This is a genomic window from Pseudomonas sp. MD195_PC81_125 (assembly GCF_014060985.1).
Taxonomy (GTDB): domain Bacteria; phylum Pseudomonadota; class Gammaproteobacteria; order Pseudomonadales; family Pseudomonadaceae; genus Aquipseudomonas; species Aquipseudomonas parakoreensis.
Map to the genome: position 1 here is coordinate 1 of NZ_JABULD010000508.1, position 14853 is coordinate 14853.

Here is a 14853-nt window from a genome sequence, read left to right on the forward strand (position 1 = left end):
TTTCAGTGGCTGGATGCGCCGGTTGAGCACGTATTGCAGCACCAGAATGTCGACCCAGCTCTGGTGGTTGCTGGTGATCAAATACGAGTGTTTGTAATCCAGGCCTTGCAAGCCGCTGATGTGCCAGCGGGTGCGGCGTACCAGGTTCATCCAGCCCTTGTTGTTACTGATCCAGGCTTCGTGGGTGTGGCTCATCAGCCACAGCGAGGCGCGGCGGGCGAGGTCGAAGGGCAGCACTTTGATCAGCGCCACACAGAACAGAAACGAGCACAGCAGAATCGTATTGAGCGCCAACAGCAGTGCGGCGATCACGCCGCGAATCGGGGCGGGCAGGAAGTCCAGCATTTACACATCCATAGGTCGGTTGGCGGCTTGAATCGCGGTCAGGGCGATGGTGTAGACGATGTCGTCGACCTGCGCGCCGCGCGGCAGGTCGTTCACCGGTTTGCGCAGACCTTGCAGCATCGGGCCGAGGCTGACGCAGTCGGCGCTGCGCTGCACGGCTTTGTGGGTGGTGTTGCCGGTGTTCAGGTCGGGGAACACGAACACCGTGGCGCGGCCGGCCACCTGGCTGTTGGGCGCCAGTTGCCGGGCCACATCGGCGTTGGCAGCGGCGTCGTATTGCAGCGGCCCGTCGATCAGCAGCGAGTGCTGTTGCTCGTGGGCGAGCAGGGTGGCTTCGCGGACTTTCTCGACTTCTTCGCCGCTGGCCGACTCGCCGCTGGAGTAACTGATCATCGCCACGCGCGGGGTGATGCCGAAGGCCGCTGCCGAGTCGGCGCTTTGCAGGGCGATCTCGGCCAGCTCAGTTGCGCTTGGGTGCGGATTCATCACGCAGTCACCGTAGACCAGCACTTCTTCGGGGAACAGCATGAAGAACACCGAAGACACCAGCGTGCAGCCTGGCGCGGTCTTGATCAGTTGCAGCGCCGGGCGGATGGTGTTGGCGGTGGTGTTGATCACGCCCGACACCAGACCATCGACTTCATCCAGCGCAAGCATCATGGTGCCAATGACCACGGTGTCTTCCAGTTGCTGTTCGGCCATCGGCGCGTTGAGGCTTTTGCTTTTGCGCAGGGCGACCATTGGCTCGATATAGCGCTCGCGGATCAGGTCCGGATCGAGAATCTCCAGCCCCGGCGGCAGCTCGATGCCTTGCGCGCGGGCCACGGCTTCAACGTCCGCCGGTTTGGCCAGCAACACGCAACGGGCGATGCCGCGCTCCTGACAGATCGCCGCCGCCTGCACGGTGAGCGGCTCGCTGCCTTCGGGGCAGGACGATGCGCTTGTTTGCCGACTGCGCCCGTTGAATCAGTTGATAGCGGAATACCGCTGGCGACAGGCGCATTTCCCGCGGGGTGCCGCAGCGCTGGTGCAACCACTTGGCGTCGAGATGGCTGGCGACGAAGTCGGTGATGATCTCCGCGCGCTCGCGGTCATCAATGGGGATTTCCTTGTTCAGGCCATTGAGCAGGTTGGCGGTGTCGTAGGAGCCGGTGCTCACCGACAATACCGGCAGACCGGCCTGCAACGCGCCACGGCACAAGTCCATGATGCGTGGATCGGGCAGGGTGTCACTGGTCAGCAACAGCCCGGCCAATGGCACGCCGTTGAGCGCCGCAAGGCTGACCGCAAGAATGATGTCGTCGCGGTCGCCCGGGGTTACCACCAGCACGCCGGGTTTGAGCAGCTCCACGGTGTTGCGCATGGTGCGCGCGCAGATGATGATTTTGGTCATGCGCCGGGTTTCATAGTCGCCGGCGTTGAGCACCTGTGCGCCCATCAGGTCGGCAACGTCGCGGGTACGTGGGGCGTTGAGTTCGGGCTGGAACGGAATGCAGCCGAGCAGGCGGAAGTCACCGCTGCGCAGCAACGGCGAATGCTCCTTCAGCCGCGTGGCGAAGGCCTCCATGCTCTCCTCGGTTTTGACCTTGTTGAGGATCACGCCGAGGACTTTCGGATCCTTCGGACCGCCGAACAGTTGCGCCTGCAATTCCACGCGGCCGGAGAGTTCGGCGAGCACTTCGTTTTCCGGAGCCGAGACCAGAATCACCTCGGCATCCAGGCTTTTGGCCAGGTGCAAATTGACCCGCGCGGCGTAGCTGGCGCTGCGGGTCGGCACCATGCCTTCGACCACCAGCACGTCCTTGCCGACAGCCGCTTGCTGATACAGGGCGATGATTTCTTCGAGCAGTTCATCGAGCTGACCGTCGCCGAGCATCCGCTCGACGTGGGCCAGGCCCAATGGTTGCGGCGGTTTCAGGCCGTGGGTGCGCGCCACCAGTTCGGTGGAACGCTCGGGGCCGGTGTCGCCGGGATGCGGCTGGGCAATCGGTTTGAAGAAGCCGACTTTCAGTCCGGCCCGCTCCAGGGTACGCACCAGCCCCAGGCTGATGGAGGTCAGACCCACGCCAAAATCGGTGGGTGCGATAAAAAAAAGTTTGCATGCGGATTCTCTGAGGGTGCATGGCAAGGGTGGCGATCTATATGTGACCGCCTACCGAAATTCAGTCGCCAAGGTTATCGCTAACCGAGCCTTGTGCGCACCAACCGCAGGTAAAGGGTTGGCCTATTTTTTCCACACGTTGTGCCGGGTCAAGGATCCACGCGCGCGATTGCCAGGGCGGCTGATGACGCACGTGCTGGGTGTGGCCACAGGATAGCTCGGCCACCCAGTGACCCTCCTCGTCCTGATGGAAGCCGGTGATCGTTGATTCCCGTTTGTCCGGGTTGTGTTCGCTTTCGCGCGATTGCTTCGCTAAACTGGGTCTTTCTATATTCTTATACAAAAGGTTTCGCCCCATGCTGATCGCCGCCAACAAGGCTGTCTCTATCGACTATACCCTGACCAACGACGCTGGTGAGGTCATCGACAGCTCCGCCGGCGGCGCTCCGCTGGTCTACCTGCAAGGCGCAGGCAACATCATCCCGGGCCTGGAAAAAGCGCTGGAAGGCAAGGCTGTTGGTGACGAGCTGGAAGTGTCCGTTGAGCCGGAAGACGCTTACGGCGAATACGCTGCCGAACTGGTCAGCACCCTGAGCCGCAGCATGTTCGAAGGCGTTGACGAGCTGGAAGTCGGCATGCAGTTCCACGCTTCGGCGCCGGACGGCCAGATGCAGATCGTGACCATCCGTGACCTGGACGGCGACGATGTCACCGTTGACGGTAACCACCCACTGGCCGGTCAGCGCCTGAACTTCAAAGTGAAGGTCGTTGCTGTCCGTGACGCCAGCCAGGAAGAAGTCGCGCATGGTCACGTCCATGGCGAAGGTGGCCATCACCACTGATTTTCTGCGCTAAGCTTCGAGTACTGGAGAGGCGCCTGCGGGCGCCTTTTTTAGTCCGCGGCTGTCCTTGGTGGCCTCGCCAAGTGGCTGTTTCGAGTAGAACACGGGAATCCTGGAGTACGTCATGAGTGCTTTTCACGACCTTAAGTTGACAGCCCTGGATGGTCAGGAGCTACCGCTGGCGCCGTTCAAGGGCCAAGTCGTGCTGGTGGTCAACGTCGCCTCCAAATGCGGCTTGACTCCACAGTACGCGGCACTGGAAAACCTCTATCAGCAATTCAAAGACAAAGGCTTCAGTGTGCTGGGCCTACCGTGCAACCAGTTTGCCGGCCAGGAACCAGGCACGGAGCAGGAAATCCAGGAATTCTGCAGCCTGAACTACGGCGTGACGTTCCCGTTGTCGAGCAAGCTTGAAGTCAACGGTCACGAGCGGCACCAGCTGTACCGCTTGCTGGCGGGCGAGGGCGCGGAGTTTCCCGGGGATATCACCTGGAACTTCGAGAAGTTTCTGCTTGGCAAGGACGGCCGGGTGCTGGCGCGGTTTTCGCCGCGTACGGCGCCGGATGATCCGACTATCGTTCACGCGATTGAAAAAGCGCTGGGCTGAAATAGTCAGAGCGAAAGATCGCAGCCTTCGGCAGCTCCTACAAGGACTGTCGAAGCTGCGATTTTTTCGTTTCTGCACCGACCTCTGTAGGCGCTGCCGCAGCCTGCGATCTTTGCTTTGCGTCTTTTGATCCTTGATCACTCAAATCAATAATGCTGTTCAAGGCTTGCGACTCTCCATATTATCGCCGTCATAAAGTCATTCCCTGTGGAGCCTTCCAATGCCGGTGCAAGCCCTGTTCAAACCGTTCCACCTCGGTGCCCTCGAACTGCCGACCCGCGTGGTCATGGCGCCAATGACCCGCTCGTTTTCCCCGGGTGGCGTGCCCAACTCCAAAGTGATCGAGTACTACCGTCGCCGCGCTGCGGCCGGTGTCGGTCTGATCATCACCGAAGGCACCACGGTCGGTCACAAGGCCTCCAATGGTTACCCGAACGTGCCGCAGTTCTTCGGTGAAGCGCCACTGGCCGGCTGGAAAAAAGTGGTCGACGCGGTGCATGCCGGGGGCGGCAAGATTGTTCCGCAACTGTGGCATGTCGGCAGCGTGCGCCGTATCGGCACCGAGCCGGACGCCAGCGTGCCGGGTTACGGCCCGACGGAAAAGCTCAAGGACGGTCAGGTCGTGGTGCACGGCATGACCAAGCAGGACATTCAAGACGTGATCGCCGCATTCGCCCAGGCCGCCAAAGACGCCAAAAGCATCGGCATGGACGGCGTGGAAATCCATGGTGCCCACGGTTACCTGATCGACCAGTTCTTCTGGGAAGGCAGCAATCAGCGCAGCGACGAATACGGCGGCAGCCTAGCCAACCGCTCGCGTTTCGCCATCGAATTGATTCAAGCGGTGCGCGCCGCCGTCGGCGAAGGCTTCCCGATCATCTTCCGTTTCTCGCAGTGGAAGCAGCAGGATTACACCGCGCGTCTGGTACAAACGCCCGAGGCGCTGGGCGAATTCCTCAAGCCGCTGGCCGACGCCGGTGTGGATATTTTCCACTGCTCGACGCGGCGTTTCTGGGAGCCCGAGTTCGACGGTTCCGAGCTGAACCTGGCCGGCTGGACACGCAAGCTGACCGGCAAGCCGACCATTACCGTTGGCAGCGTCGGCCTGGACGGCGAGTTCCTGCAGTTCATGGTCAACACCGACAAGGTCGCACAACCGGCCAGTCTGGAAAAACTGCTGGAGCGTCTGAACAACGACGAGTTCGATCTGGTGGCGGTGGGCCGTGCGCTGCTGGTGGATCCGGACTGGGCGCTGAAAGTCCGTGAAGGGCGTGAGCAGGACATTCTGCCGTTCAGCCGTGAGGCGTTGATGACGCTGGTTTAAGCGGCGCTCAAACTGATGCTATCGCTGGCAAGCCAGCTCCCACAGGTATTGCGGGTGTTCACAAAAAATTTGTGTTCACCGCAGGCCCTTGTGGGAGCTGGCTTGCCAGCGATGGCGGCTCAAAATCAGCAAAGATCTAAGGCAATGTCTGCGCATTCGGCAACACCTGCTCCCGCAGACACGCCCCACGCAAATGCTTTTCAAATTGCTCGATGATCGCCGCCCACCCCTGGCGACTGGCATGCTGGCGCGCATTCAGGCGCACGCAGCGCAATCGCTCATCTTCTTCCAGCAGCCAAGCCGCCGCATCGCAAAACGCCTCTTCATCACCCGGCATCGCCAGCACACCGTTGTAGCCGTGGCGAATATGCTGCGCCGCCGCTGCCTGATCGTACGCCACCACCCCCAGACCTGAAGCCAGTGCTTCAAGCACCACATTGCCGAAGGTTTCGGTCATGCTCGGGAACAGAAAAATATCCCCCGAGGCATAGTGCGCCGCCAGCGCTTCGCCGCGCTGTGCACCACAGAAAATCGCCTCAGGCAGTTCCCTTTCCAGCGCAAGCCGTTGCGGTCCATCGCCGACCACAATCAGCTTCAGGTTTCGTTGTGGATAAGTGCTGCGGAGTTTATCGAAGCAGCGCTTGAGCAGGCCCAGGTTCTTCTCCGTGGCCAGACGTCCTACGTGAATCACCGCGATGTCCTGCTCGCTCAGGCCCCATTGCTCACGCAGATCGTTGAGGCGCCTGGCTGGGTGAAACAACTGGCTGTCCACGCCTCTGGATAGCAGGGCGAGGCGGTCGAAATGCCGGCGCTCCAGTTCCAGACGCTGACTGACGCTCGGCACCAGGGTCATCGACGAGCGATTGTGGAACCAGCGCAGATAATGGGTCAGCAAGCGCGTCAGCAAACCCAGCCCGTACTGATGGGTGTACTGCTGGAAATTGGTATGAAAACCACTGACCACCGAGATCCCCAGGCGCCGCGCCGCCCGCAACGCCGACAGGCCGAGCGGACCTTCTGTGGCGATGTACAGCACGTCCGGGCGATGACGCTGCCAGCGCCGCAGCAGCTTGTGCATCGACGACTGACCCCACTGCAACCCCGGATAACCTGGCAACGGCCAGCCTCGGCACAACAGCAAGGCATCGTCATCGACGCGCTGCGGATCTCCCGCCTGGCGCGGTCGCACCAGTTCCACCTGATGCCCTCGCGCGCGCAAGCCATCGCACAAGCGGCCAAGGGTATTGGCCACCCCGTTGATTTCCGGTGGGAAGGTTTCGCTGATCAGAGTGATATGCAGAGCTGTCGTCATGACCTCAGTGTCGGCTGAGGCCATGTCGTGCTTGTGACGTTCGGATGATGGATTTGTGACTGGCGGTCTGTGAGCGGCTCAGCGCTGTGCGACAAGGTTCTCCGCGCCGCGCTCACGTACCCAGAACAACGTTGCTCCCGCTACCGCCGCCGGCATCATCAGAATATTCACCACCGGAATCAGCAGCACCAGATAGACGATCCCGCCAAAACTCATGCTCTGCCAGCGCTTCTGGCGCAGCCAGGCGAGCATCTCGTTCCAGCCCAGTTTGTGGTTGTCCGCCGGGTAGTCGATGTACTGGATCGCCATCATCCACACGCCGAACAGCAGCCACAGCGGTGCGGCGACGATATTGACCACCGGGATGAACGAGAGAATGAACAGGCCGATCGCCCGGGGCAGGAAGTAGCCGAGCTTGCGCATTTCCCGGGCCAGGGTGCGCGGAATCATCGCGATCAGTTCGCCCCAGCTGAAGGCCGGGAAATCATCGGTGCCGCGTACCACCACTTCGACCTTCTCCGCGAGGAAGCCGTTGAACGGCGCCGCGATCACGTTGGCGAGCATGGTGAAGGTGAAAAATACCATCAATGCCACCAGCACCACGAACAGCGGCCACAGGATGTAACTGAGAAAACTCAGCCAGTCGGGCAGCGACGGCATCAAGTTGTCGACCCACAGGCTGAACTGATGGCCGGCCAGATAGATCAATCCGACGAACAGCACCAGGTTGATCGCCAGTGGCAGCAGCACGAACAGGCGCAGGCCCGGGCTGAGAACCAGTTTGAGGCCTTCGCGCAGGTATTGCGGGCCGGACAGAACAGGGGCGGGCATAAGGTGCTCCGAGCAAGGGAAAACGCGCCGACCTTACCGACTTTGCAACCGGTGCGAAAGCGCGGCAGAGCGATCGACATTCACTGTAACAAAGACGTCGATCTGGTCGGAGTCTGCGCATAGAGACCACCTATGAGCTGGATTGTTAAACCGTATTTCCTTAATCTTGCCCCCCTCGATACGCTGCACCCAACTTTTTACAGGACTGTCGAGCTCATGCCTTCCCCAAGGTTATCCACAGTCCTTTTTTTATTCCCGCCGGCAGTCCGGCGTTCCGCGCCAGTGTTTCGGCCCGGTCAACAGGAGCAGGTCATGTCTGAAGTCCGTCATTCGCGAGTGATTATTCTCGGTTCCGGCCCTGCCGGTTACAGCGCTGCGGTCTACGCCGCCCGTGCCAACCTCAAGCCACTGCTGATCACCGGCATGCAGGCTGGCGGTCAGCTGACCACCACCACTGAAGTCGACAACTGGCCGGGCGACGTGCACGGCTTGACCGGTCCGGCGCTGATGGAGCGCATGCGCGAGCACGCCGAGCGGTTTGAAACCGAGATCGTTTTCGATCACATCAACGCCGTGGACTTCGCCGTCAAGCCGTACACCCTGACTGGCGACAGCGCGACCTACACCTGCGACGCCCTGATTATCGCCACGGGTGCCAGCGCTCGTTACCTGGGCTTGCCGTCGGAAGAGGCGTTCATGGGCAAAGGTGTTTCCGCCTGCGCGACCTGCGACGGTTTCTTCTACCGCAACAAGCCAGTGGCTGTGGTCGGCGGCGGCAACACCGCAGTAGAGGAAGCACTGTACCTGGCCAACATCGCCAGCACCGTGACCCTGATCCACCGTCGCGAAACTTTCCGCGCCGAGAAGATCCTGATCGACAAGCTCAACGCCCGTGTGGCCGAAGGCAAGATCATCCTCAAGCTGAACGCCAACCTCGACGAAGTGCTGGGCGACAACATGGGTGTGACCGGTGCGCGCCTGAAAAACAACGATGGCAGCTTCGACGAAATCAAGGTCGACGGCGTGTTTATCGCGATCGGTCACACTCCGAACACTTCGCTGTTCGAAGGCCAGTTGACCCTGAAAGACGGTTACCTGGTGGTGCAGGGCGGCCGTGACGGCAACGCCACTGCCACCAGCGTCGAAGGTATCTTCGCTGCCGGCGACGTGGCTGACCACGTTTACCGTCAGGCCATCACTTCGGCCGGCGCCGGCTGCATGGCGGCACTGGACACCGAGCGTTACCTGGACGGTCTGCAGAACGCTTCGTTCTAAGACCGCAGGCACAAAAAAAACCGGCTTCGGCCGGTTTTTTTATGAGAGTCAAAAGATCGCAGCCTGCGGGCAGCTCCTACAGGGGGCCGTGTAATTCGTTCAAGGCAGCGCGCAACACCAGTGGAACAACAAAAACAATCACTGTGAGGGATACCGATATGTCAGAACACGCTCAGCCGCTGGATGCCGCGAGCGGCGCCAGCACCAGCAATGCCACACAGAAAGTCATCTTCGCCTCGTCCCTGGGGACGGTGTTCGAGTGGTATGACTTCTTCCTCTACGGCGCCCTGGCGGCGGTGATCAGCAAGCAGTTTTTCGCCGGCGTCAACGACACCACGGCGTTCATCTTCGCGCTGATGGCCTTCGCCGCCGGGTTTATCGTGCGGCCGTTCGGGGCGCTGGTGTTCGGTCGGTTGGGGGACATGATCGGGCGCAAATACACCTTCCTCGCGACCATCGTCCTGATGGGCATCGCCACGTTCTGTGTCGGTCTGCTGCCGAACTACGCCAGCATCGGCATCGCCGCGCCGATCATTCTGGTGGTGCTGCGCATGCTCCAGGGCCTGGCGCTGGGAGGTGAATACGGCGGCGCCGCGACCTACGTGGCGGAACACGCGCCCATCGGCAAGCGCGGTTTCCACACCAGCTGGATTCAATCCACCGCGACCCTCGGTCTGCTGCTGTCACTGCTGGTGGTGCTCGGTTGCCGGTACTTCACCGGTGACCAGTTTGAAGTCTGGGGCTGGCGTATTCCGTTCCTGCTGTCGATCGTGCTGCTGGGCATTTCCACCTGGATCCGCCTGAGCCTGCACGAATCGCCGGCGTACCTGAAAATGAAAGAGCAAGGCAAAGCGTCGAAGGCGCCGATCCGCGAATCGTTCGGCCAATGGGAGAACCTCAAAGTCGTACTGATCGCGCTGTTCAGCATCAATGCCGGGCAAGCGGTGACCTTTTATGCCGCGCAGTTCTACGTGCTGTTCTTCCTGACCCAGTTTCTGAAAATGGACCCGGCCGTTGCCAACAGCCTGCTGATCATCAGCGTGGTCATCGGTGCGCCGTTCTTCATCATTTTCGGCTGGCTGTCGGACAAGGTCGGACGCAAACCGGTGTTGATGCTCGGTTTGCTGCTGGCGACGGCGCTGTACTTCCCGATTTTCAAATCCCTCGCCCACTACGCCAATCCGGCAATCGATCAGGCCAGCCGTCAGGCGCCGATCACCGTGCTGGCGGACCCAGCAACCTGCACCTTTCAGTTCGACCCGGTGGGCAAGGCCAAATTCGACAGCCCGTGCGACAAGGTCAAGACCTTCCTGGTCAAGCAAGGCCTGCCCTACACCAGCGCCGCAGCGCCGGCCGGCAGCGGCGTGCAGGTGAGCATCGGCGACGTGAAGATCGACGGCTATGACGAATCGGCCCTGCGCGGCGCCGTCACCCTCGCCGGTTACCCGCAACAGGCCGACCTGCAGCAGATCAACAAACCGATGATCGTGGCACTGATCGTCGCACTGATCATCATCTCGGCCATGTGCTACGGCCCGCTGGCGGCGCTGATGGTCGAACTGTTCCCGACGCGCATCCGCTACACCTCGATGTCCCTGCCGTATCACATCGGCAACGGCTGGTTCGGCGGTTTCCTGCCAACGGTGTCGTTCGCGCTGGTGGTGTACACCGGGGATATTTTCTATGGGCTGTGGTACCCGGTGCTGATTACCGGGGTGAGCCTGGTGGTGGGGATGATTTGTCTGCGGGAGACGAAGAATATCGATCTGGACAAGAACTGAATCTGAACCTGAACACATGATCCTTGGGTGAAAAAAACCTGTGGCGAGGGGATTTATCCCCGATGGGGTGCGTGCGCCCCCCGTGAAAAATGGGACTACTACGTAGTCCATCGGGGATAAATCCCCTCGCCACAATTGAATCTCTTCTTCCAGGAACTAAGCATCCGCCTTGATCACCTCGAACTTCACCTGATCCGGATAAAACGCCACATAGTTCTTGATCGCATCGACCGAGATTTTCGGTTTCTCATACGTCCACACCGCATTCGCCGCCTCATGCCCCGGCACCTGCAGGCTGAAGTAATTGGCGTCGCCCTTGTACGGGCAGTAACTGGTGTGGTCGGTGCGGGCAAAGTATTTTTCGTCGATGTCCTCGCGGGGCACGTAGTACACCGGCGGGTAGTTGGCCTCATGGAGGACCAGCACATGCGAGGACGCCGCGACCTGAATGCCGTGGAATTTCACCAGCAGGCAACCGGGAAGTTCTTCGAGAGTGATGACGGGGTTGAGGCCGGTGGTGCTCATGGGGGGTTCTCCAGGGACAAATGAACTGTGGCGAGGTAGCTTGTCGAATCGTCCCGCTGGGCTGCGTAGCAGCCCTGAATCCGGGAATCGCGTGTGTCAGGTATAACGCGATTTCCGAGTTTGCGACGGCTTCGCCGCCGAGCGGGACGGTGCGACGATTCGACAAGCTCCCTCGCCACAGGACGATAGTTGCCCTGAATCGGTGTCAGTCAGGATCAGCTCAAACCACGATATCCGTCGCCAGCGCCTGCCCCACCACACCGACGGCAAAGTCCACCTCACCCTGCCCCGTCAGATCGATCAGCAGCCCGGTCTGACCACTCTGCGCGTAATAAGTCAGGATTGCATCGCCCGCATGGCCGGTGAAACCGCTGACGAAGTTCAGCGTGGCCGCGCCCGTGGCGAAACCGGCAATACCCGAGAGGTCGATCTTGTCCACGCCGCTTTTGAAATCCATGATCCAGTCCGGCTGGTTGTTGGTCGAGTCACTGGCCGCACCGAACACGAAGGTGTCCGCACCCTCGCCGCCCCACAGCACATCCGCGCCGCCACCGCCGTAAAGGATGTCGTTGCCGGCCCCGCCGAACAGATGGTTGACGGCCGAGTTTCCGATCAGCAGGTCATTGCCGGAACCGCCAACGGCGTTTTCCACGGTCACGCCATAGGCGATCGACACGTTGCCGACCAGCCCGCCGACATCGGAGAACGAGCCTTCATTGAGGTTGATTTTCTGGTTCTGGGTGAAACCGGAGAAGTTCAACGTGTCATCGCCGCCACCGTCCCATACCGAGAACACCAGCTTCGACGACGCCGAGGTGGCGCTGTAGTAATCGCGCCCGGTATTGGAGCCGAAACCGTAGGTGGTGTTATCGGCGCGAGTCTCATAGTTGGCGCCGTAGAGTTTTTGCACGGCGACGATATCGTCCAGCAGCGGTGCCGAGGCGTAGGCGCCGCTGCCGTCCTTGCTGAAGTTCTGGTCGGTGTTGGCTTCGCTCCAGTAGCTCATCAGGCTGTAGCCACGGGTGTCTTCGGCATATTTGGCGTCATTGTAGGTCGGGTTGCCGTTGCCGGCGTTGTAGGCGCCGGGGTGCGACAGGCCGAGGGTATGGCCGATCTCGTGGGTCAGGGTCTGACGCCCGTAGTTGTTGGTGTCCGGGGTCTTGTTGACCTGATACTGGTTGTTGATCAGGTACCACGACTGGCCATCGTAGCTGCCACCGCTCGGCAGGTAAGCGAACGCCGCACCACCAGTGCTGACGTCGTAGTTGCCGAAGGTCATGTGGCCGTCGCCGCCCTTGCCTTCGGTGAAGGTCACCTTGGCCACGTCGGCCCAGGATTGCATCGACAGCAGGGCCTGAGCCTTTTGTTGAGCGCTGAACTGGCTGAAATTGCCGAGGTTGGGGTTGTAGTTCGCCGGTTTCTCGGTCAAGAAGGTGTAAGTCAGGGAGATTTTGCCGTCGCCGTTCTTGTCGTGCCACGACAGGTTTTTGCGCAGGATCTCGTCAGCCGCCTGGTCGGCAGTGAACGACGGTTTGCCGTTCACCAGGCCGACGCCACGGTCGTACAGGTGGCTGAAGGCGTTCACTTCGTCATAGGCGCTGCTGGTTTTCGCTTTGGCTTGAGCCATGGTGGGACTTCCTTGTTTCAGAGTTGGCAGTACGCGTCGAGCACGGCGATCCACTAGCGAGATCGCCCGGTCACTCGCGTTTCTGAGAAGCCCGGTGAACCTGACACGGGCGTCAACTGCCTTGCCAATCGATTTCTCGATAACCGCTCGCGACGTCCCGGTAATACCGGTCATTCCCGGCAACGTTTTGATCTGTATATCCATACAGATAAAAGTTGCCCCCGACGCCAACTGCGGCCATTCTGTGCACCTCCAGTGAACTGATCGACGACGGTGGTTATGCGGCTGTACCTCTGTGAAAAACCTTCCCAGGCCAAAGACATCGCGGCCGTGCTCGGCGCCAGGCGTCGCGGCGACGGCTGCTGGCTGGGGACGGACGTCACAGTGACCTGGTGCATCGGCCATCTGCTGGAAACCGCACCACCGGATGCCTACGACGCGCGCTACAAACGCTGGGTACTGGCGGATCTGCCGATCATCCCGGACAAGTGGAAAATGACCGTCAAGCCGCGCACCGCCAGCCAGTACAAGGCGGTCAAGCGCCTGCTCGGCGAGGCCAGCGAGCTGATCATCGCCACCGACGCCGACCGTGAGGGCGAGATGATTGCCCGGGAACTGGTCGAGCACTGCCGCTATCGCGGGCCGATCCGGCGCTTGTGGCTGTCGGCGCTGGACGAGGCGTCAATTCGCAAGGCTCTGGCCGCGCTGAAGCCGGGAGCGGAAACCTTCAGCCTGTATCACTCGGCGCTGGGGGCGCTCGCGGGCGGACTGGCTGATCGGCATGAACATGAGTCGCCTGTTCACCTTATTGGGCCGGCAGTCCGGCTATCAGGGCGTGCTGCCGGTCGGTCGGGTACAAACGCCGACGTTGCGACTGGTGGTGGATCGCGACCGCAGCATCGCCGATTTCGTCCCGGTGCCATATTGGGCGATCGATGTGCAACTGCTGCACGACGGCACGCGGTTCACTGCGCAATGGCGTGCGCCCAGCGACGTTTGTGACGATCAGGATCGCTGCCTGAATCAGGCGCTGGCCCAGCAGGCAGCCGCCGCTTTGAACAGCGCAGCCAGTGCGCGGGTGGTGAAGCTGCGCACCGAACGCATGCGTGAAGTGGCGCCGCTGCCGTTCGACCTCGGCACCCTGCAGGAAGTCTGTTCGAAGAAACTCGGTCTCGGCGCCCAGGAAACCCTCGACATCGCCCAGGCGCTCTACGAAACCTACAAGGTCATCACCTACCCGCGCAGCATTGCGGCTTTTCTGCCGCTGAGCCAGCACAGCGAAGCGCCGGGGATACTTGCGGCACTGCGTCAGGCCGACCCGAGCCTTGACGCGCTGAACGGTCACCTCGACCCGCAGCGCCGCTCCCGGGCGTGGAACGACGCCAAGGTCAGCGCCCACCACGGCATCATCCCCACGGCCGCGGCGAAAAATCTCGAACGCCTGAGCGGCAAACACCGGGCGGTCTATACCCTGATTCGCGCGCGTTATCTGGCGCAATTCCTGCCCAACCACGAATACGATCGCACCCAGGCCGACTTCGATTGCGCCGGGGAAGCGTTGCGTGCCGTCGGCAAGCAGATCATCGAACCGGGCTGGAAACGTGCCCTGCCTGAAGCCCTCGCCCCGGCCAAGGGCCGTGAAGCGCCAGCGCCGCAAACGCTTCCTGCGCTAAGCCAGGGTATCGATTGCGCCGTGGCCGGCGTGAACCTCAAGGACCTCTGGACGCAGCCGCCGAAACCCTACACCGAAGGCGATCTGATCAAGGCGATGAAGAACGTCGCCAGACTGGTGGAAGATCCGCTGCTCAAACAGAAACTCAAGGACACCACCGGCATCGGCACCGAAGCCACGCGCGCCTCGATCATTCAGGGCCTGCTGGATCGTGGTTATCTGGTGAAGAACGGCAAGGCGTTGGCCGCGACCCCGCTGGCCTTCAGCCTGATCGACGCCGTACCGCGGGCGATTGCCGATCCCGGCACCACCGCCATCTGGGAGCAGGCGCTGGACATGGTGCAGAACGGCGAGATGAGTCTGGAAGAGTTCGTCACCAAACAGGCGGCGTGGATGAGCAAGCAGATCACCCGCTGTTCGGCCCTGAACCTGACCATCAGCGGCCCGCCACCGGCTGGCAAGGCTGCCGCGCCGTGGAAAAAGAAACGCAAATCGACCCGAAGCAAAACCGCCGGGGCAACTGTGGCGAGGGGATTTATCCCCGATGGACTGCGCAGCAGTCCCCCGGTTTAAGGAAAAGCTGGGGCCGCTTCGCAGCCCATCGGGGATAA

At 61.2% G+C, this 14853-nt stretch carries 10 protein-coding genes and 3 pseudogenes; 6 read left to right on the plus strand and 7 right to left on the minus strand.

The genetic code is table 11. The features are described from left to right. The 3 genes and pseudogenes from HT737_RS20260 to HT737_RS20270 all read right to left on the minus strand — a co-directional run. Positions 1–345, minus strand: a pseudogene (locus HT737_RS20260) (acyltransferase); the annotation flags it as partial. Further along, a pseudogene (gene pta, locus HT737_RS20265) lies at positions 346–2473 on the minus strand (phosphate acetyltransferase). It abuts the pseudogene before it with no gap. 34 nt (positions 2474–2507) lie between these two features. Then, the gene (locus HT737_RS20270; RefSeq protein WP_182403876.1) at positions 2508–2804 is read right to left on the minus strand and encodes a DUF3565 domain-containing protein; all 297 of its coding nucleotides are present in this window, start codon (positions 2802–2804) and stop codon (positions 2508–2510) included. Here HT737_RS20270 and HT737_RS20275 point away from each other — a divergent pair. The 3 genes from HT737_RS20275 (at position 2803) to HT737_RS20285 (ending at position 5219) form a co-directional block, all read left to right on the plus strand. Then, positions 2803–3288 carry a peptidylprolyl isomerase gene (locus HT737_RS20275; RefSeq protein WP_003221719.1) on the plus strand — a complete coding sequence of 162 codons (486 nt, stop codon included), beginning with the start codon at positions 2803–2805 and terminating at the stop codon, positions 3286–3288. The two genes, HT737_RS20270 and HT737_RS20275, sit on opposite strands and share 2 nt — an antisense overlap. A 124-nt stretch (positions 3289–3412) precedes the next feature. Further along, complete coding sequence (locus tag HT737_RS20280) at positions 3413–3895, plus strand: glutathione peroxidase (RefSeq protein ID WP_182403868.1); 483 nt, start codon at positions 3413–3415, stop codon at positions 3893–3895. 220 nt (positions 3896–4115) lie between these two features. Next, positions 4116–5219 (plus strand): NADH:flavin oxidoreductase, encoded by a 1104-nt coding sequence (locus HT737_RS20285; protein ID WP_182403870.1) that lies wholly within the window; start codon positions 4116–4118, stop codon positions 5217–5219. A 136-nt stretch (positions 5220–5355) separates the two neighbouring features. On the opposite strand, the gene HT737_RS20290 is transcribed toward HT737_RS20285, so the two are convergent. After that, complete coding sequence (locus HT737_RS20290) at positions 5356–6555, minus strand: glycosyltransferase family 1 protein (RefSeq protein ID WP_182403872.1); 1200 nt, start codon at positions 6553–6555, stop codon at positions 5356–5358. A gap of 54 nt (positions 6556–6609) precedes the next feature. Next, positions 6610–7362, minus strand: coding sequence for a sulfate transporter CysZ (gene cysZ, locus HT737_RS20295; protein WP_047291747.1), 753 nt, complete (start codon positions 7360–7362; stop codon positions 6610–6612). A 312-nt stretch (positions 7363–7674) separates the two neighbouring features. Between cysZ and trxB the strand changes: the two genes are divergently transcribed. Both trxB and HT737_RS20305 read left to right on the plus strand, forming a co-directional pair. Continuing rightward, positions 7675–8637 (plus strand): thioredoxin-disulfide reductase, encoded by a 963-nt coding sequence (trxB, locus tag HT737_RS20300; RefSeq protein WP_047291749.1) that lies wholly within the window; start codon positions 7675–7677, stop codon positions 8635–8637. Between the two features lie 158 nt (positions 8638–8795). Then, the gene (locus HT737_RS20305) at positions 8796–10418 is read left to right on the plus strand and encodes an MFS transporter (RefSeq protein WP_047293563.1); all 1623 of its coding nucleotides are present in this window, start codon (positions 8796–8798) and stop codon (positions 10416–10418) included. A gap of 156 nt (positions 10419–10574) precedes the next feature. Here the strand turns inward: HT737_RS20305 and HT737_RS20310 are convergent, their stop codons facing one another. Continuing rightward, positions 10575–10943: a DUF427 domain-containing protein gene (locus tag HT737_RS20310; protein WP_047293561.1), complete on the minus strand. Its 369-nt coding sequence runs from the start codon at positions 10941–10943 to the stop codon at positions 10575–10577. Between the two features lie 220 nt (positions 10944–11163). Further along, on the minus strand, positions 11164–12570 hold the full coding sequence (locus HT737_RS20315; protein WP_182403874.1) for a serralysin family metalloprotease: 1407 nt from the start codon (positions 12568–12570) through the stop codon (positions 11164–11166). A 279-nt stretch (positions 12571–12849) separates the two neighbouring features. On the opposite strand from HT737_RS20315, the pseudogene HT737_RS20320 reads away from it, so the two are divergent. Further along, a pseudogene (locus HT737_RS20320) lies at positions 12850–14815 on the plus strand (DNA topoisomerase III). Positions 14816–14853 lie beyond the last annotated feature (38 nt).